A 17,565-nucleotide genomic window follows, 5' to 3' on the forward strand; every position below is an offset into this window, starting at 1 on the left:
TCCGGCCCCGGCGCGCCTATTGTTCAGCCATGACCGCTGACTCCGGCCCCACGGCCACTCCCACGCCCGCTCCCGCCATCGGCCCGGTGCCGGTGACCCAGGCCGTCATCCTGGCCGGCGGCCAGGGCTCCCGGCTGCGCCCCTACACGGACGACCGCCCCAAGCCGCTGGTCGAGATCCCGGGCACGGGCACGCCCATCCTGGGCCACCAGCTCGCCTGGCTGGCCGCCGAGGGCGTCACCGACGCGGTCATCTCCTGCGGCCACCTGGCCGACGTGCTGGAGGACTGGCTCGACAAGGCCGAACTACCGCTGCGGGTCCGCACGGTGGTCGAGGCCGAGCCGCTCGGCCGGGGCGGCGGCCTCAAGTACGCCGCCAAGGCGCTGCCCCGCCCCGACGAGCCCTGGTACGCCACCAACGGCGACATCTGGACCAGGTTCAGCCTGCGCGACATGGCCGCCTTCCACCACGAGCGGGACGCCGTCGCGACGCTCGCGCTGGCCCGGCCGCGGATCCCGTGGGGCGCGGTGGAGACCGATCAGTTCGGCAACGTCCTCGACTTCATCGAGGCGCCGCCCTCGCCGTTCCTCATCAACGCCGGCCTCTACGTCTTCGGCCCGGACTTCGCAGAGCTGCTGCCGGACGTCGGCGACCACGAGCGGACCACCTTCCCGCAGCTGGCCCGCAGCAAGCGGCTGGCCGGCTACCAGCTGCCGCAGGGCGTCTACTGGCGGGCCATCGACACCGCGAAGGACCTCACCGAGGCCGCCAAGGAGCTCGCCGGGGGCGCCGGCCGCGCCCCGCAGTAGAACGGGCCCGGCGGAGCGCTCGACCGAGGTTCCGCACGCACAACGCCGACCGGCCGGGTGCTCCCCCACGGAGCACCCGGCCGGTCGCCGTTCCCGGGCCGGTTCGCCCGGCCCGCCCGTCAGGTCGCCGTGGCCGGCTCCGGACGGGAGCTGCGGGCGCCGCCGCCGGACAGCTCGGCCAGCGGCGCGCTGCCCAGCACCCCGCCCAGCAGGCCCGAGCCGCCCGGGGACGACCCGCCGGACCCGCTCGGGGTACCGCCCGTCCCGGTGCTCGGGGCCGGCTTCGGCGCCGTCCCGGTCCCGGCCGCCGGGGCGGCGGGAGTGGCGCGCTGCGCGGGCGTCGACCCGGCCGGGGCGGCCGGCGGCGCGGAGGCCGCCGGAGCGGCGGGAGCGGCCGGGCCGGTCTCCGGCTTCGCCGAGGGCTTCGCCTTGCCGCTCGGGGTGGCCTGGGCCGCCTTCGGCGAGGCCGGGGTCCCGGACGGCGCGGCGGTGGTGGCCGCGGCGCTCGGCGCGGCCGGCCGGGACGGGGCCGGCGAGGGCGCCGAGCCGGCCGGGTTCTTGCCGCCGGGGGTCACCGACGGCCCGCCGCTCGGCCAGACCGGCGTACCGAAGTCGGTGGCGGGCCGGGACGGCGCCGGGTGCGGCCGGGCGCCGGTCCGGACCGCCCCGCCCAGCATCGAGCCGAGCAGCAGCGTCAGACCGACCACCGCCGCGGTGACCACGGCACCGCGCCGCAGCACCCGGCGGCGCAGCGCGGCCGGCGCGCCCGCGCCGTACCGCCGCCAGGCCTCCAGGTTGAGCCGCCCGTCCAGCGAGGCGAACGGCGCCCCGGCGATCAGCAGCGGGCTCCACGCGGCCAGGAAGATCAGGTCGGGCGTGTCGTACACCGGCACGGCCCGCCAGCTCACCGTGAACAGCAGTACGGCGGACAGCGCCATCGCCGCCCCGGCCGCGAGCCGCTGCCAGAGGCCGAGGAGGGTGAGCACCCCGACCACGATCTCGGTGAACGACACCACCAGGCCGGAGCCGACCGGGTGCGCCATGGCGAAGGCCAGCAGCGGCTCGGCGACCTTCCAGGGGTGCAGCGAGGACAGCCAGCGCATCATCGAGCCGCGCTCGCCGCCGTCGAAGTACACCGGGTCGCAGAGCTTGCTGAACCCGGCGTAGACGGAGAGCGAGCCGAGCACCGCGCGCAGCGGCAGCAGCACCAGGCCGAGGTCCACCCGGCGGCCGGGGTACCAGGGCTGCTTGCCCTCGGCCCCGGCGGCCGAGACCTCGGGCAGCTCGCCGCTGGGCGTCCAGCCCTGCGGCGCTCCGACCGGGCCGACGCCGCCCTCGGTGGCGGTGCCGTCGCCCTCGCGCGGCTGGCGCGGCACCGTCCGGGCGCCGCCGTACGGCGGGACCAGCTGGGTGTCCGCGTCCGCCAGGGAGCCGCCGGGGAGGCCGCCCCCGCGTCCGCCGACCCCGGCCGGGACGCCGCCCAGTCGGACGGCCTCCAGGAGCCGGGTGGCCGCGATGTCGTCCGGCCGCGCCTCGCCGGTCCAGGTGACCGGGGTGACCCGGCCCTTGCGGCGCGGCGGTGCCCCGGCGAGCGCCGACACGTCGCCGACGGGGACGACCACCTGCGGGGTGACCGACGGGCGGCGGATCAGGCCCTGGGTGCCGTAGGGGTCGCCGAACGCGGCGCCGGTGGACAGCAGTCCGGCCGGGGCGTCGATCAGCGGCGCCACCGGGGTGCCGAGCCGGAGCCGGAAGCTCGCCTGGGTGCTGCTGAGGCGTGCCGGGTCCGACGGCACCTTGGCGGTGTTGAGGCCGGGGCCCGCTTCTATCCCGGTGCTGCCACCGCCCAGGAGCGGGCGCCGAGGTGTTCTGGTGTCCACGCCCGTCTAACCGGGTGACACCCGGTTAGGACACTCTCCCGAGTGGATATCGGGAGTCCCCTTGAAGTGATCATGAGAAAAGCGATCGGATCCGGGCGGATCCGATCGCTTTCCATTGATTGCGGGCGGACGGTGGGCGGTTCCGGAGAACGCCTTGCGCCGAGCACCCGCCGTGTGCGGCTACCGCCGGCCGGACCGGAGGGTCAGCCGACCTTGCGGCGCAGCCGGGCCGCCTCGTACAGGACGACGCCCGCCGCGACACCGGCGTTCAGCGACTCGGTGAGCCCGGACATCGGGATCCGCACCAGCACGTCGCAGGTCTCCGAGACGAGCCGGGACAGGCCCTTGCCCTCGCTGCCCGCGACGACCACCACCGGCCCGGTCAGCGCCTCCAGGTCGCCGATCTCGGCCTCGCCGTCGGCGGCCAGGCCGACCACGGTCAGACCGGCCTTCTGGTACGCCTCCAGGGTGCGGGTCAGGTTGGTGGCCCGGGCGACGGGCAGCCGGGCCGCGGCGCCCGAGGAGGTCTTCCAGGCACCGGCGGTCATACCGGCCGCGCGGCGCTCCGGGATCACCACGCCGTGCGCGCCGAAGGCGGCGGCGGAGCGGACCACGGCGCCCAGGTTGCGGGAGTCGGTCACCCCGTCCAGCGCGACGATCAGCGCGTCGTCGCCGGAGTCTGCGGCCCCGGCCAGCAGGTCCTCGGGGTGGGCGTACTCGTACGGCGGGACCTGGAGCACCAGGCCCTGGTGGTTCATCCCGCCGGTCATCTGGTCCAGCTGCGGGCGCGGGGCCTCCATCAGCGGGATGCCCCGGTCGTTGGCGGCCTGGAAGGCGTCACGGACCCGGTCGTCGGAGTCGATGAACTGCTGGACGTACAGCGCGTTGGCCGGCACACCGCCCTGCAGCGCCTCGACCACCGAGTTGCGGCCGAAGACCAGCTCGGCGGAGCCGGCGCCGCCGCGGCCGCCCCGGCCGCCGGCACCGGCCCGGCGCATGCCGGCGCGGGCCTTGGCGTCCCGCTCGCGCTTGACCGCGGCGTTGGCGGCCCGCTGCTTCGGGTGGCCCTTGCGGTCCGCTCCGGGCGGCGTCGGGCCCTTGCCCTGGAGTGCCTTCCGGCTGTGGCCGCCGGTACCGACACTCGCGCCCTTCTTCGACCCGGGGTTGCGGCGGTTCCTGCGCTGGCTGTTGCCGGCCATGGCTGTACTTCCTGTCTGTCTGTCCGGCATGGCCGACCGCGCCGGCTCGGGCCGGTGCGGTCGACGGCATGCGTTCCGTCATGCGGGAGGGCCGCACCGGTCCGGTACGGCCCACCGCTCACCCCTCGGTCACCCGGGGGTTACTGGCTGTTGATCGTCCAGCGCGGGCCGGACGGGGTGTCCTCGATCGCCAGCCCGGCCAGGCCGAGCTGGTCGCGGATGGCGTCCGCGGTGGCGAAGTCCTTGCGGGCCCTTGCCGCCTGGCGCTGCTCCAGGACCAGGCGGACCAGCGAGTCGACGACGCCGTGCAGGTCCTCGCCGCGCTCCGCCCCGGCCCACTGCGGGTCGAGCGGGTCGAGTCCCAGTACTCCGAGCATCGCACGGACCTCGGCCAATCGCGCCACCGCGTTCTCCTTGTCGTCCGCGGTGAGGGCGCTGTTGCCCTGGCGGACGGCGGTGTGCACGACCGCGAGTGCCTGCGGCACGCCCAGGTCGTCGTCCATCGCCTCGGCGAAGGCCGGCGGCACCTCGGGCGCCGCGTCGACCGTGCCGCAGCGCTCCACGGCGCGCTGGATGAAGCCCTCGATCCGGCCGAATCCCGCCTCGGCCTCGCGCAGCGACTCCTCGCTGTACTCGATCATCGAGCGGTAGTGCGGGGCGGACAGGTAGTAGCGGAGCACGATCGGCCGCCAGCGGCGGACCATCTCGGAGACCAGCACCGAGTTGCCCAGGGACTTGCTCATCTTCTCGCCGGCCATGGTGACCCAGGCGTTGTGCACCCAGAAGTTGGCGAAGTCGTCGCCGAAGGCCTTGGACTGGGCGATCTCGTTCTCGTGGTGCGGGAAGATCAGGTCGAGGCCGCCGCCGTGGATGTCGAAGGCCTCGCCCAGGTACTTGTGGGCCATCGCCGAGCACTCCAGGTGCCAGCCAGGACGGCCTCTGCCCCACGGCGTGTCCCAGCTGGGCTCGCCCGGCTTGGCCGCCTTCCACATCGCGAAGTCGCGCGGGTCGCGCTTGCCGGTCTCGCCCTCGCCGCTGGGCTGCTGGAGGTTCTCCAGCTTCTGGTTGGAGAGCGCGAGGTAGTCGGGGTAGGACTTCACGTCGAAGTAGACGTTGCCCTCCGCCGCGTAGGCGTGGCCCTTCTCGATGAGTCCGCGCATCATCGCGACCATCTCGGGGATGTGCCCGGTCGCCCGCGGCTCGACGGTCGGCCGCAGGCAGCCCAGCGCGTCGTAACCGTCGTTGAAGGCGCGCTCGTTCTCGTAGGCGATCTGCCACCACGGCGTGCCGAACTCGCGCTCCTTGGCGATGATCTTGTCGTCGATGTCGGTGACGTTCCGGGCGAAGGTCACCTGGTAGCCGCGGTAGGCGAACCACCGCTGCATCACGTCGAAGTTGAGGTAGGACCGGATGTGCCCGATGTGTGGCGCCGACTGGACGGTAGCGCCGCACAGGTAGATCGAGACACAACCCGGTACAAGCGGGACGAAGTCGCGTACCTGGCGGGTGCTGGTGTCGTACAGGCGAATGCTCACAGCGTCAAGCGTAGTGGGCAGCAGGGGGTGCCTCGCGACATTCCGAAATGTCAAGACCGCGGCGGATGCTTTTCCGCCGGGTGACGTCCCGGCGGTGCCCCGAGGGACCGCCGCGGGACACCCCCTCCCTCCCTGCGGGCTCAGATCGAGCCGACGACCTTCCGCGGGGTGAGCCGCACGACCACCCGCACGTCCTCGGGACCGTCGAAGCCGTACGTCCCCTCGCCCCGGTACTTCAGCGACAGCTCGTCGATCAGCTCCCGGCCGCCCTCCCGGGTCAGCGAGACCTCGCCGCGGACCTCCAGGTAGGTGTACGGGTTCTCCGGCGGGTTGACCAGCAGCGAAACCCGCGCGTCCTTCACCAGGTTGAGGTGCTTGCGGCGCCCCTCGACGGTGGAGAACAGGATGTCCTCGCCGTCGCGCTTCACCCAGACCACGGAGGACTGCGGGCTGCCGTCCGGCTGGATGGTGGTGATCACGGCGAAGCTCTTGTCGTCGATCAGGGCCTTGGCCTGGTCGGAGAGGTTTGCGGCCATCGGGACCTCGTTCTTCTCGTCGAGCGGCGGTGGAAAGGCGACTGCTGGGGCGAACCCGCATCGAAGAGTAGCGATTCGGGCTCCGGCAAAGGGTGTTGAACACCCGTCACCCCCGGTCTATTTCGCTGCGGGCACCCCGGTCCGGCGCCGGGCCACCGCCGCCGACGGGCGACGGGTGCCCGGGCGGGTCAACGCCGTTCGTACACCAGGGCGGTGGCGATCGCGGCGAGGCCCTCGGCCCGGCCGGTGAGGCCGAGTCCGTCGGTGGTGGTGCCGGAGACCGAGACCGGAGCGCCGACCGCGGCACCGAGCGCGGCCTGCGCCTCCGCCCGGCGCTTGCCGATCTTCGGCCGGATCCCGATCACCTGGATCGCCACGTTGCCGATCTCGAACCCGGCCTCGCGCACCAGCCGGGCCGCCTCGCCGAGCAGCTTCACCCCGGAAGCGCCGGCCCACTCCGGGCGGTCGGTGCCGAAGTGCGCGCCCAGGTCGCCGATCCCGGCGGCCGAGAACAGCGCGTCGCAGGCCGCGTGCGCGGCCACGTCGGCGTCCGAGTGCCCGGCCAGGCCGACCTCGGCGTCCGGCCACTCCAGTCCGGCCACCCACAGCGGGCGGCCGGGCTCGAAGGCGTGCACATCGGTGCCGATGCCCACCCGGGGCAGTACGGGGGCGTGCGGATCAGTAGGCATCGGCGGCCCTCCGGCGGGCGAGTACGGCCTCGGCGAGGACGAGGTCCAGCGGACGGGTCACCTTGAAGGCCTCCTCGTGACCGGGCACCACGACCACCCGGCCGCCGAAGCGCTCCACCAGCCCGGCGTCGTCGGTGACCGGCGGCAGCGCGTCCCCGGCCCCCGCCGACTCCTCGGCCAGTGCCTTGGCGTGCACCTCGGCCAGCGTGTCCCGGCGAAAGCCCTGCGGGGTCTGCACCGCGCGCAGAGTGGACCGGTCGGGTGTGTCGAGCACCGGCTCGGGCCCGCCCCGGACGGGCTCGACCCGCTTGACGGTGTCGGCCAGCGGCACCGCCGGCACCACCGCCTCGGCCCCGGCCCGGACGGCGGACGCGACCGCGTCCACCACCTCGACCGGGACGAGCGGCCGGGCCGCGTCGTGCACCAGCACGATCCCGACCTCGGCCGGGATGGCGGCCAGTCCCAGGCGGACCGACTCCTGGCGGGTGTCCCCGCCGGCCACCACCCGGATGTCCTTGCCCTCGAGACCGTGGCTGTCGAGCAGGGCGACCACCTCGGCCACGCCGTCGGCCGGGGCCGCGACCACGACCAGGCCGACCGCGCGGCTGCGGGTCAGCGCCCGGACCGCGTGCACCAGGAGCGGCACGCCGCCCAGGTCACGCAGGGCCTTCGGGGCACCGGGTCCCAGCCGCTCGCCGCGGCCGGCGGCGGGAACCACTGCTGCTGCGATTGCTCCTGTGGCGTTCAGGTTTCACTCCTTCGGCGAAGTGGGTATGGCCATGGCGTGCACGACGGGCGCGGACCCCTTCCGAAGCACCACCGTCTTCCGCCCGCAAGATCAGCAGAAACGGTCATGCAGACCCGAGGCCGACCGGGCCACCGGGTGCGGGGCGTCGTCCGGACACGCCTCAGCGCCCGAAGTGCCACTGCACCACCCACGGACCATGGATCCGGTGGGCGGCGCGCCGGCATCGGGCGCTGTGAGCGTTGTGGAGCGGACGGCCGCTACGAGGCGAGCACCTCGTCGAGCAGCGTCTCCGCCTTGTCCTCGTTGGTGTTCTCCGCCAGCGCGAGCTCGCTGACGAGGATCTGGCGCGCCTTGGCGAGCATGCGCTTCTCACCTGCGGAGAGGCCGCGCTCGCGCTCGCGACGCCAGAGGTCGCGCACAACCTCGGCGACCTTGATAACGTCACCCGAGGCGAGCTTCTCCAGATTCGCCTTGTAGCGACGGGACCAGTTGGTCGGCTCTTCGGTGTACGGTGCGCGAAGCACCTCGAAGACCCGGTCCAGACCCTCCTGGCCGACCACATCGCGAACGCCGACGAACTCCGCGTTCTCGGCGGGCACGCGGAGCGTCAGGTCTCCCTGCTGCACCTTGAGCACCAGGTAGGTCTTGTCCACACCTTTGATCTGGCGAATTTCGATGGCCTCGATCAGTGCGGCCCCGTGATGGGGGTAGACCACCGTGTCGCCAACCTTGAACGTCATGTGACAGGACCCCTTCCGTGGCTTTCCAGAATAACACGCTTTTCGGCGCACCCGAAGGGCGTTTTCGCAGGTCAGGGCCGGTCTCGGGGCTTGACAAGCACCCCCATGACGTGCTGCGACCGGTGTTCGAGGAGGGCTTCCCGCAGGTCGGAGGCGGTTCCACTGCCTGCCGAAACCTCTGGCAACACTCCCGAAACCATGATTGGATCTTGGGTTTTCACCGTTTATCGGGCCGTTTCCCGATCGTGATCCGATCTTGGTCGCCGATTGACCTGAACACGCGGAGGTACCGCCGTCCGGAGGTCCGGGCGGGCGGATCGTGACACGAAGGGACCACCCCGTGAGGACGGCATAAGCGTGGTCGATAATCTGAACCTGACCTATCGACACGTGACCTAGGAGAAGCCGCCGCCGTGAGCCGCAGCCTTCGACGCGGCGGCATCGCCGCCATCGCCGCCCTCGCCATCGCCTCGCTGTCCTCCTGCGCCGCCGGGAACACCCCGGAGACCCTGGAGGTCAAGCCCGACAACGCGTCGGCGACCCTGGGCACCGACATCCGCCTGAACAACATCGTCGTGGTCACCGGGGACGAGTCCTCCGGCGAGCACACCGGCCCCGCCAACGTGACGGTGAACATCAGCAACAGCGGGACCGAGCCGATCGAGCTGCAGTCCATCACCGTCGGCACCGGGGCGACCGCCTCCTTCGCCGACGACAAGGGCGCCGCGCTGCCCGCCATCGTCGTCCCGGCCGGCGCCGCGCTGCTGCTCGGCGGCCCGGGCGCCCCGACCGCCAAGATCGCCTCCACCACCGTGAGCGTGGGCGGTTACGTGCCGGCCTCGTTCGGGTTCAAGAACCACGACAAGGTCGAGGCCGAGGCCCAGGTCAGCCCGAACAAGGGCCTCTACAAGGGCTACGGCCCGACCGCCGCCCCGGCCGCCGTGCCGCCGAAGGCCACCGCGCCGGCGACCGCCCCGGCCACCGGCGCCACCACCCCGGCCGCTCCGGCCACGGGTACGACCGCTCCCGCCGCTCCGGCCACGGGTACGACCGCTCCGGCCGCCCACTGAGTCGCGGCCCCGGCTCGGGGCCGCGCAGCCAGGGCCGCAGCAGGGCCACAGGGGAACGCCCCCTCCGGAAGGATCCGGAGGGGGCGTTCGTCTGGGCTTCGGGCCGCCCCGTCGGGGCCGGCCGGCCGGTTTACGGCTCGAACTTGTAGCCGAGGCCGCGCACCGTGACCAGGTAGCGCGGCGCGCCCGGGTCCGGCTCGATCTTCGCCCGCAGGCGCTTGACGTGGACGTCCAGCGTCTTGGTGTCACCGACGTAGTCCGCGCCCCAGACCCGGTCGATCAGCTGCATCCGGGTGAGCACCCGGCCGGCGTTGCGCAGCAGCATCTCCAGCAGGTCGAACTCCTTGAGCGGGAGGTCCACCTTGGCGCCGTCCACGGTCACCACGTGCCGGTCGACGTCCATCCGGACCGGGCCCGCCTCCAGGGCACCCGGGCCGCCGCCGTCGCCGGGGCCCTCGTTCTCGCCGCGGCGGCGCAGCACCGCGCGGATGCGGGCCACCAGCTCACGGGTGGAGTAGGGCTTGGTGACGTAGTCGTCCGCGCCTATTTCCAGCCCGACCACCTTGTCGATCTCGCTGTCCTTGGCGGTGACCATGATCACCGGCACATTGGAGCGGACCCGAAGCTGGCGGCAGACCTCGGTGCCGGGCAGCCCCGGCAGCATCAGGTCGAGCAGGACGAGGTCGGCGCCGTTCCGTTCGAACTGCTCCAGGGCGTCGGGGCCGGTGGCGGCGATGGCCACCTCGAAGCCTTCCTTGCGGAGCATGTACGAGAGGGCGTCGCTGAACGACTCCTCGTCCTCGACCACCAGTACTCGGGTCACGATCAGGCCTCCGGGGCAAGCTGTGGGGTTGTTTCTGACAGGGACTGCGGGGACCCGCCCACCAGGGGACGGTCAACGGGGGCCTGCCCTGCGGGCAGGCGGACGGTGAAGGTGGAGCCCTGGCCCTCGACGCTCCACACCGAGACGGTGCCGCCGTGGGAGGCGGCCACGTGCTTGACGATGGAGAGGCCGAGACCGGTGCCGCCGGTCTGCCGCGAGCGTGCCGGGTCCACCCGGTAGAACCGTTCGAAGACCCGCTCGCGGTCCTTCTCCGAGATGCCGATGCCCTGGTCGGTCACGGAGATCTCGATGAGCTCGCCGTCCGCCTCGCCCAGGGCGGCGGCGCTGGAGATCCGGCGGGTGGCGATGGCGACCCTGGTCCGGGGCGGGCTGTAGTTGACCGCGTTCTCGACCAGGTTGCCGAGTGCGGCGGCCAGCTGGCCCCGGTTGCCGTGCAGGTAGAGGCCGGCGATGCCGCCGGCCGCGATCAGGATCTGCTTGGCGGCGGCCTGCTGGCGGCAGCGGTCGATCGCCTCGGCGATCAGCTCGTCCACCGCCACCGGCTCCGGGTCGACCATCAGCCGGTCGTCCTGGACCCGGGAGAGGTCGATGATCTCCTGGACCAGGCTGGCCAGCCTGGTCGCCTCGATCTGCATCCGGCCGGCGAAGCGCTGCACCGCCTCCGGGTCGTCGGCCGCGTCGGCGACCGCCTCGGAGAGCAGCGACAGCGCGCCGACCGGGGTCTTGAGCTCATGGCTGACGTTGGCCACGAAGTCCCGGCGGACGGCCTCCACCCGGCGGCGCTCGGTCTGGTCCTCGACCAGGACCAGGACCAGCCGGGAGCCCAGCGGGGCGACCCGGACCGAGACCGCCAGCGGTTCGGCGGCCCGCGCCGCGCCCGGACGGGGCAGCTCCAGCTCGAGCTGCCGGATCTCGCCGTCCCGGCGGGTGCCCCTGGCCAGCGCGAGCAGCTGGTCCAGGGCGACCGCGCCGCCGCGGACCAGGCCCATCGCGTAGGCCGCCGAGCTGGCCTTGACCACCTCGTCGCCCTCGCCGAGCACGATCGCGCAGGAGCGCAGCACGGAGAGGACCGTGTCGACGCCCGGCGGGAGCGGGGGTTCCTGCGCGGGGCCGAGGCCCTGATTCCGATTGGTGCCGCTGTGCCTGCCCTTCGCCTGCTCGCGCTCGCTCCAACGGAAAGCGATCGAGGCCGTGAGGCCGACGCCGAGCCCGGCTATGGCGCAGGCAGCGGCGGCGGCCACGTTCACGTCCATGGCGCCAGCCTAAGCGCACGATGCGGCCGTTCCCCCAGGTCCGGGTCAAGGGATCGACCATGCGTTGCCGAGAATTCACCTTCAAGTAGCTGCTGATTCACCGGACAGGTCGTGCGCGGTCGCCCGGACGGCCCAGAGTGGGCGCCGGAGCCCGTGTGGGACGGGTGGCCCGGCCGAACAACCGTCCGGCCACCCCGGGTGCGCGCGTACGATGCGCGCCACCAGCAGCGGTCATGGGTGCGCCGTACGGACGGTCGCACCGGATGACCGGTCGGCACCGCCACCGACACAGCTACTGAGGAGAGAACAATGCGCGACGCGTACCACGAGGAACTCGACTCGATCGGCGACAGCCTGGTCGAGATGGCCCGGCTGGTCGGCTCCGCCCTCGGGCGGGCCACCACCGCCCTCCTCGACGCGGACCTGGCGCTGGCGGAGAGCGTGATCGCCGCCGACGGCAAGGTCAACGACCTGCACCACGACCTGGAGAACCGGGCGATCGACCTGCTCGCCCGCCAGCAGCCGGTCGCCACCGACCTGCGCATCGTCGTCACGTCGCTGCGGATGAGCGCCGACCTGGAGCGCTGCGGCGACCTCGCCCGCCACGTCGCCAAGGTCGCGCGGCTGCGCTACCCCGAGTGCGCCGTCCCGGCCGACCTGCACGCGACCGTCCTGGAGCTGGGCCAGCTCGCCCAGCGGCTGGTGGCCAAGGCCGGCCTGGTGATCGCCACCAAGGACGTCGACAAGGCGCTGGAGCTGGAGCAGGACGACGACGCGATCGACGCGCTGCACCGCGAGCTGTTCGCGCACCTCATCGACGAGCGCTGGCACCACGGCATCGAGACTGCGGTGGACGTCACCCTGGTCGGCCGCTACTACGAGCGCTTCGCCGACCACGCCGTCTCGGTGGCCAAGCGCGTGGTGTACCTGGTGACCGGCGAGCACGTGGACGAGTTCGTCGCCGCCTCCGAGGCCGCGGCCCAGCTCGACTGACCTCCCGCCGGACGCCCGTCCCGGACTCCTGTCCCGGGCGGCGTCCGGCCCCGGGAACGGGTAAACCCCGGCCGAGGGTGGTGGGGAAGCACACGAGCGTGGACTCCCCACCACCGCGCGCCTGTTGACGCCTCCTCCGGTCGGCGGTTTCACTCGATCCCGTGGGCACCGAAGCGTGCCCGTCAGAAGGAGGGGTCCGCGCGATGAAGGCAAACCCGACCGGCCAGGCATCGGCTCCCGACACCGTGGAACCGCCCGCCCCGAGGCTGCTCCCCGTCCTCGCCGCCGGATGCGGCTGCGGTCCGGGCTGCGGCTGCGGCTGTCAGTCCGGCGCACCCTGCCAGTGCGGCGGGGTCGACGGCGGCTGCTGCGGCCACTGAGCGGCGTCCTGCTCGTCCGCTCCGCCGGATCCGCCTCCGGTACCGCCGCGGAGCTCCGGGGCGCGCGGCCGCCGTGGGAGACGGCCGTGCGCCCCGGACTCCTCACCGCCGGGACGCCGACGGGGCCTGGTGGTACCACCGGGACGACCGGGACGACCGGCGTCAGAACCTGACGTCGGTGCAGGAGTAGAAGGCGTTGCCGGTGTCCGCGATCTCCCAGACCGCGACGACCACCTGGTGCCCGGTCCGTCCGCTCGGCAGGGTCGCGGTGTGGCTGAGGGTGCTGGGCACCTGCGTGCCGTTGTAGGGGACGCTCAGGAACGGGGTCGACTCCAGGTTCGCCCGGGTGACCTTCTGGGTGGCGTCGTAGCCCGCCCTGGTCAGGTAGTACTTGAAGCCGGTCGTGGCGTGCCGGGCGGTGAACTTCCAGGTGAAGGTGAGCCGTTGGCCCGCCGAGACGGCGGTGGTCGGCCAGCCGCCGCCGCGCGGGTCGTCCAGTTCGGCGAACCGGCTGTTGCCGCCGGCGCAGATCGCGCCGTCGGCCGGACCTCTGCTCGGGAAGCCCTTCGGCCCCTCGACGCTCTGCGGCTCCCACTGGATCGCGCCGCAGTTCTGGACGGTGCCCGCCGCGCACAGCGCGGCCCGGCTGGGCGGAGTGCTGATGTAGCCGTGCGACTGGGCCGGCAGGGCGACCGCGACCGGCACCGACAGTGCGGCGATCACGGCTCCGACGACATGACGTGTGCGCATGGTGCTCCTCCGTGGGGGTGGATGGAGAGTGCGCCGAGCGCGGACACGCGCGCGTGGGGGGCTTGGCATGCCTGCGCCGGGTGGCTGCTCACACGGTAGGAGCCGCCACCAGGGCCGTCAATGGTCTGAACCACTTTTGCGGCACGCCGAACTCCCGGCCTCCAAAGGGAAGTTGAACGCGAGAGGCCCCGCCTGTCCGGCAGTGGGAGCGGGAGCGGATGCGGCGGATGCGGCGGATGCGGCGGATCAAGAGATCTGGCAGAAGGCCACCGTTGCGTCGTCGCCGGACTTGAAGCGCGGCCAGCGGAGCCCCTCCGGATCCGTGGCCTCGACCTTCCGCACCGCCGAGATCAGCCCGTCAGCACCGTCCCGCCGGAGCGTCGCGAAAGCGTCCGCCCACGATGCGGCGCGGTACTCGGTGACGAGTCGCGAGGCCCCGTCGGACAGGACGGCCACCGCCAGGACGTCGGCGAGCGGCACAGTGCCCGTCAGCGCGTGCTGCGCCGCATCGCCGCTGGAGGCGGCCACCCAGTAGCCGTCCGCGGTGTTCCGGGTGAGCCGTTGGGCCTCGACCATCCGGCGGACGGCCTCCGTGTGCTCGGGCGTCCCGGTGGGGAACCGTTCGGCCTCGGCGCGGAGTTCGGGCACCGTGGCGTCCACCCGCAGGTCGGTGACCACCTGGTGCTCGCCGTCCAACTCGAAGACGATCGGCGAGTCGGCGAGAACCAGGTAGTCGAAGCTGTCGGCCCCGGCCCGCAGGACCGACACCGTGGCCGACGGCGTACCCGGGTTGCCGAGGTCGCACCCGGGGTGGAGCGCGGCGACCCGGTCGAGGGCCTGGGCCAGCCCGTCGGCCGGCGGCCGGCCGGGCTCCGCCAGCGCGGCCACCAGGTGACCGCCCAACTGGGCGACGTACCAAGGGACGCCGTGCCGGCAGCCGGTGTCCAGCCCGGCCGTGCTCAGGCCGTCCAGGACGACGGCGAGCGTGGACGTGGCCGCCACCCAGTCCTCGTTGGGGTTCGAGCCGCCCGGGGCGGTCGCGACGGAAACGCGCATCTGTCAGGCCTCGTGTCGGTGGATCGGAGTGGCCTCACTGCTCGCCGGAGCTTCCGGAGCCCCCGGTGCGCAACAGCAGGAGGTGGGCACGGAGGAAGGCCCCGTCCGGGCCTCGCGACGCAGCCCGCCGAGGCGGGCGACGAAGACGGCCCCTCACCAGCGCCATACGCGCAGGTGGGGGGCCGTTCCGGCAAGTGGCTTACTTCTTGCCCTGGTTCTTGACCGCCTCGATCGCGGCGGCGGCAGCGTCCGGGTCGAGGTAGCGGCCGCCGGGGACGGTCGGCTTGAAGTCGGCGTCCAGCTCGTAGACCAGCGGGATGCCGGTCGGGATGTTCAGGCCCGCGATGTCGGCGTCGGAGATGCCGTCGAGGTGCTTGACCAGCGCGCGCAGGCTGTTGCCGTGGGCGGTGACCAGCACGGTGCGGCCGGCGGTGAGGTCCGGGACGATGGCGTCGTACCAGTACGGCAGCATCCGCTCGACGACGTCCTGGAGGCACTCGGTGCGCGGACGCAGCTCGCTCGGGATCCCGGCATAACGGGCGTCGCCGGCCTGCGAGTACTCGGAGTCGTCGGACAGCACCGGCGGCGGGGTGTCGTACGAACGGCGCCAGAGCTGGAACTGCTCCTCGCCGAACTCCGCCAGGGTCTGGGCCTTGTCCTTGCCCTGGAGCGCGCCGTAGTGCCGCTCGTTCAGGCGCCAGCTGCGGCTGACCGGGATCCAGTGGCGGTCGGCCTTGTCCAGGGCGATCTGCGAGGTGCGGATCGCGCGGCGCAGCAGCGAGGTGTGCAGGACGTCCGGGAGGTAGCCCTCGGCGGCGAGCAGCTCGCCGCCGCGCGCGGCCTCCTTCTCGCCCTTCTCGTTGAGGTCGACGTCGACCCAACCGGTGAACAGGTTCTTCTGGTTCCACTCGCTCTCGCCGTGGCGGAGCAGGATGAGTCGGTACGTCGTGTCAGCCATGGCGCCCAGCTTAGTGGAGCCCGATAAAACCCCTGGTGGGCGGACCCCCCGATGGGTAAGGTGTGCAATGCATCAGTGACACTTACCTTACCGCCGAGCGGTCCTGCCCGAGTGCTCGGTGGTCTGCCGCCTGCCCGGGAGCCCCCACATGCCCGTTTCGGTCCACGCCCGCGTGGTCAGAGCCGTCGTCGAAGCCATGAGCGGACTGCCGCGGCAGTTCTGGTGGCTCTGGACCAGCACCCTGATCAACAAGCTGGGCGCGTTCGTGGTCACGTTCCTGGCACTCTACTTGACCACCGAGCGGGGCTACTCGGCCTCCTACGCGGGGCTGGTCGCCTCGCTGTTCGGCCTGGGCTCGGCGTTCGCCTCGCTCGTCGCCGGGGTGCTGAGCGACCGGATCGGACGGCGGCCGACGCTGGTCGCCGCGCAGCTCGGCACCGCGCTGTTCACCGCGGTGCTCGGCTTCACCGACGGCCAGGTGGCCATCGCGGTGGTCGCCTTCCTGGTCGGCTTCTGCAACAACGCGACCCGGCCCGCCACCTCGGCGATCATCGCGGACATCGTGCCCGCCGAGGACCGGGTCCGCGCCTTCGCGCTGAACTACTGGGCGATCAACATCGGCTTCGGCCTCTCCGCGGCGGCGGCCGGCCTGATCGCGACCCACGGCTACCTCACGCTCTTCCTGCTGGACGCGCTCTCCACGGTGGTCTGCGCGGTGGTCATCTTCGTCCGCATCCCCGAGACCAGGCCCGACTCGCCCGTCGTGGCCTCGGACGGCCCGAAGACGCCGCCGGCGATCGGCCTCGGCGCGGTCTTCCGGGACGGCCGCTTCATGGCGGTGGTGGTGCTCAACCTGCTGCTCGCCCTGGTCGCCCAGCAGGGCTCCACCACGCTGGCCGTGGACATGGGCCGGTCCGGCATCACCGCCACCCAGTACGGCCTGGTGATCGGCCTCAACGGCCTGCTCATCGTGGTGCTCCAGATCCCGCTCACCCGGTGGATGGCGGGCCGGGACCGGACGGCGCTGCTCGTCGCCAGCGCGCTGTTCATCGGCTGGGGCTTCGGGCTGACCGCGCTGGCCGGCTCGTCGGCCTGGTTCTACGCCTTCACCGTGGCCGTCTGGACGCTCGGCGAGATCCTGAACGCGCCGACCATGATGGGCCTGGTCGCCGAGCTGTCGCCGGCCGAGGCACGCGGCCGCTACCAGGGCGTGTACTCGCTCTCCTGGTCGCTCGCCTCGTTCCTCGGGCCGGCCGCGGGCGGGGTGCTGCTGGAGCGGGCCGGCAGCGGGGTGATGTGGGGAGCGTGCGCGGTGCTCGGCACGGTCGCCGCAGGCGGGTACGTCCTGCTCGGCCGGCGGCCGGGGGCGGCGCTGGCGAAGTCGGACGTGGTGGGGACGGGAACGGTGGCGACGGGCACCGCGCAGCCGGGAGCGGTGCGGGTGGTCCCGGCGGAGGCCGCCGAACCGGAGCGGGCCGCGACGGGCGGCTGAGCCGGCCGGGCCTACGAGCTGTCCGCCGTCGGCCCGCTACTCGGCGGCTGCGGGCGCCGACGCGGCGGGGTCCGGGACCGGTCCGGCGAGGTGGGCGAAGGCCGCCAGGTTGCGGGTCGACTCCCCGCGCTTGGTGCGCCACTCCCACTCCCGCCGGATCGCGGTGGCGAAGCCCAGTTCCAGCAGCGTGTTGAACGGCTCGTCGGCGTTCTCCAGCACCGTGCCCAGCAGGCGGTCCACGGTGTCCGGGGTCAGCGCCTCCAGCGGCAGCCGGCCCGCCAGGTAGACGTCCCCGAGCCGGTCGACCGCGTACGCCACGCCGTACAGGCGGGTGTTGCGCTCCAGCAGCCAGCGGTAGACGGCCTCGTGGTTCTCGTCGGGGCGCCGGACCACGAAGGCGTTGACCGAGAGGGTGTGGTCACCGATCCGCAGCGCACACGTGGTGCTCAGCTTCCGGGTGCCCGGGAGGGTCGCCACCAGGGTGAACGGGTCGGCGGCGGCCGTCTCCCAGGCCACCCCGGCCTCGTCCAGGGCGGTGCGCAGGAGGGTCAGGGCCTCGTCCTTGGTGCGGAATGCCATGGGGCTGACGTTACTCGGGAGTACGGCCGCGCGCAGCAGCGCAGGTCGAGCCGG

General features: G+C 73.1%; 17 protein-coding genes. 4 read left to right on the top strand and 13 right to left on the bottom strand.

The window, feature by feature from the left end:
• Positions 1-29 precede the first annotated feature (29 nt).
• The gene (locus OG715_RS19915; RefSeq protein ID WP_266270147.1) at positions 30-809 is read left to right on the top strand and encodes a nucleotidyltransferase family protein; all 780 of its coding nucleotides are present in this window, start codon (positions 30-32) and stop codon (positions 807-809) included.
• A 119-nt stretch (positions 810-928) separates the two neighbouring features.
• On the opposite strand, the gene OG715_RS19920 is transcribed toward OG715_RS19915, so the two are convergent.
• From OG715_RS19920 to OG715_RS19950, 7 genes are all read right to left on the bottom strand, one after another.
• Positions 929-2,689 (bottom strand): DoxX family membrane protein, encoded by a 1,761-nt coding sequence (locus OG715_RS19920; RefSeq protein WP_266270148.1) that lies wholly within the window; start codon positions 2,687-2,689, stop codon positions 929-931.
• 203 nt (positions 2,690-2,892) lie between these two features.
• Complete coding sequence (gene rlmB / locus OG715_RS19925; protein ID WP_266270150.1) at positions 2,893-3,888, bottom strand: 23S rRNA (guanosine(2251)-2'-O)-methyltransferase RlmB; 996 nt, start codon at positions 3,886-3,888, stop codon at positions 2,893-2,895.
• Between the two features lie 140 nt (positions 3,889-4,028).
• Complete coding sequence (gene cysS / locus OG715_RS19930) at positions 4,029-5,423, bottom strand: cysteine--tRNA ligase (RefSeq protein WP_266270151.1); 1,395 nt, start codon at positions 5,421-5,423, stop codon at positions 4,029-4,031.
• Between the two features lie 140 nt (positions 5,424-5,563).
• The gene (locus OG715_RS19935) at positions 5,564-5,959 is read right to left on the bottom strand and encodes a PPOX class F420-dependent oxidoreductase (RefSeq protein ID WP_266270152.1); all 396 of its coding nucleotides are present in this window, start codon (positions 5,957-5,959) and stop codon (positions 5,564-5,566) included.
• 188 nt (positions 5,960-6,147) lie between these two features.
• Complete coding sequence (ispF, locus tag OG715_RS19940; protein ID WP_266270153.1) at positions 6,148-6,648, bottom strand: 2-C-methyl-D-erythritol 2,4-cyclodiphosphate synthase; 501 nt, start codon at positions 6,646-6,648, stop codon at positions 6,148-6,150.
• Entirely contained in the window at positions 6,638-7,396 is a 759-nt protein-coding gene (gene ispD, locus OG715_RS19945) for a 2-C-methyl-D-erythritol 4-phosphate cytidylyltransferase (protein WP_266271747.1), read from the bottom strand. The genes ispF and ispD overlap by 11 nt, the downstream gene beginning before the upstream one ends.
• A gap of 257 nt (positions 7,397-7,653) precedes the next feature.
• A complete protein-coding gene (locus OG715_RS19950; protein ID WP_030244332.1) occupies positions 7,654-8,136 on the bottom strand; it encodes a CarD family transcriptional regulator in 483 nt (160 codons plus the stop codon).
• A gap of 413 nt (positions 8,137-8,549) precedes the next feature.
• Here OG715_RS19950 and OG715_RS19955 point away from each other — a divergent pair, with 413 nt between their 5' ends.
• Positions 8,550-9,206 (top strand): DUF461 domain-containing protein, encoded by a 657-nt coding sequence (locus tag OG715_RS19955; protein ID WP_266270154.1) that lies wholly within the window; start codon positions 8,550-8,552, stop codon positions 9,204-9,206.
• Between the two features lie 130 nt (positions 9,207-9,336).
• On the opposite strand, the gene OG715_RS19960 is transcribed toward OG715_RS19955, so the two are convergent.
• Together OG715_RS19960 and OG715_RS19965 are read right to left on the bottom strand one after the other, a co-directional pair.
• The gene (locus tag OG715_RS19960; protein ID WP_030305055.1) at positions 9,337-10,029 is read right to left on the bottom strand and encodes a response regulator transcription factor; all 693 of its coding nucleotides are present in this window, start codon (positions 10,027-10,029) and stop codon (positions 9,337-9,339) included.
• A gap of 2 nt (positions 10,030-10,031) precedes the next feature.
• Positions 10,032-11,303: a sensor histidine kinase gene (locus OG715_RS19965; protein ID WP_266270155.1), complete on the bottom strand. Its 1,272-nt coding sequence runs from the start codon at positions 11,301-11,303 to the stop codon at positions 10,032-10,034.
• Positions 11,304-11,612: 309 nt separating this feature from the next.
• Between OG715_RS19965 and phoU the strand changes: the two genes are divergently transcribed.
• Positions 11,613-12,296, top strand: a complete 684-nt coding sequence (gene phoU / locus OG715_RS19970; protein ID WP_266270156.1) for a phosphate signaling complex protein PhoU — start codon at positions 11,613-11,615, stop codon at positions 12,294-12,296.
• Between the two features lie 542 nt (positions 12,297-12,838).
• On the opposite strand, the gene OG715_RS19975 is transcribed toward phoU, so the two are convergent.
• The 3 genes from OG715_RS19975 to OG715_RS19985 all read right to left on the bottom strand — a co-directional run bounded on the left by OG715_RS19975 (position 12,839) and on the right by OG715_RS19985 (position 15,440).
• Positions 12,839-13,426 carry a lytic polysaccharide monooxygenase auxiliary activity family 9 protein gene (locus OG715_RS19975; RefSeq protein WP_266270157.1) on the bottom strand — a complete coding sequence of 196 codons (588 nt, stop codon included), beginning with the start codon at positions 13,424-13,426 and terminating at the stop codon, positions 12,839-12,841.
• Between the two features lie 246 nt (positions 13,427-13,672).
• The gene (locus tag OG715_RS19980) at positions 13,673-14,482 is read right to left on the bottom strand and encodes a protein phosphatase 2C domain-containing protein (RefSeq protein ID WP_266270159.1); all 810 of its coding nucleotides are present in this window, start codon (positions 14,480-14,482) and stop codon (positions 13,673-13,675) included.
• Between the two features lie 199 nt (positions 14,483-14,681).
• Positions 14,682-15,440 carry a phosphoglyceromutase gene (locus tag OG715_RS19985; RefSeq protein WP_053651102.1) on the bottom strand — a complete coding sequence of 253 codons (759 nt, stop codon included), beginning with the start codon at positions 15,438-15,440 and terminating at the stop codon, positions 14,682-14,684.
• Between the two features lie 148 nt (positions 15,441-15,588).
• Here OG715_RS19985 and OG715_RS19990 point away from each other — a divergent pair, with 148 nt between their 5' ends.
• Positions 15,589-16,932, top strand: coding sequence for an MDR family MFS transporter (locus OG715_RS19990; RefSeq protein WP_266270160.1), 1,344 nt, complete (start codon positions 15,589-15,591; stop codon positions 16,930-16,932).
• A gap of 36 nt (positions 16,933-16,968) precedes the next feature.
• Here the strand turns inward: OG715_RS19990 and OG715_RS19995 are convergent, their stop codons facing one another.
• Complete coding sequence (locus OG715_RS19995) at positions 16,969-17,511, bottom strand: type III secretion system chaperone family protein (RefSeq protein WP_266270161.1); 543 nt, start codon at positions 17,509-17,511, stop codon at positions 16,969-16,971.
• Between the last annotated feature and the right edge of the window lie 54 nt (positions 17,512-17,565).

It is taken from the genome of Kitasatospora purpeofusca (genome assembly GCF_036010405.1).
GTDB lineage: Bacteria > Actinomycetota > Actinomycetes > Streptomycetales > Streptomycetaceae > Kitasatospora > Kitasatospora purpeofusca.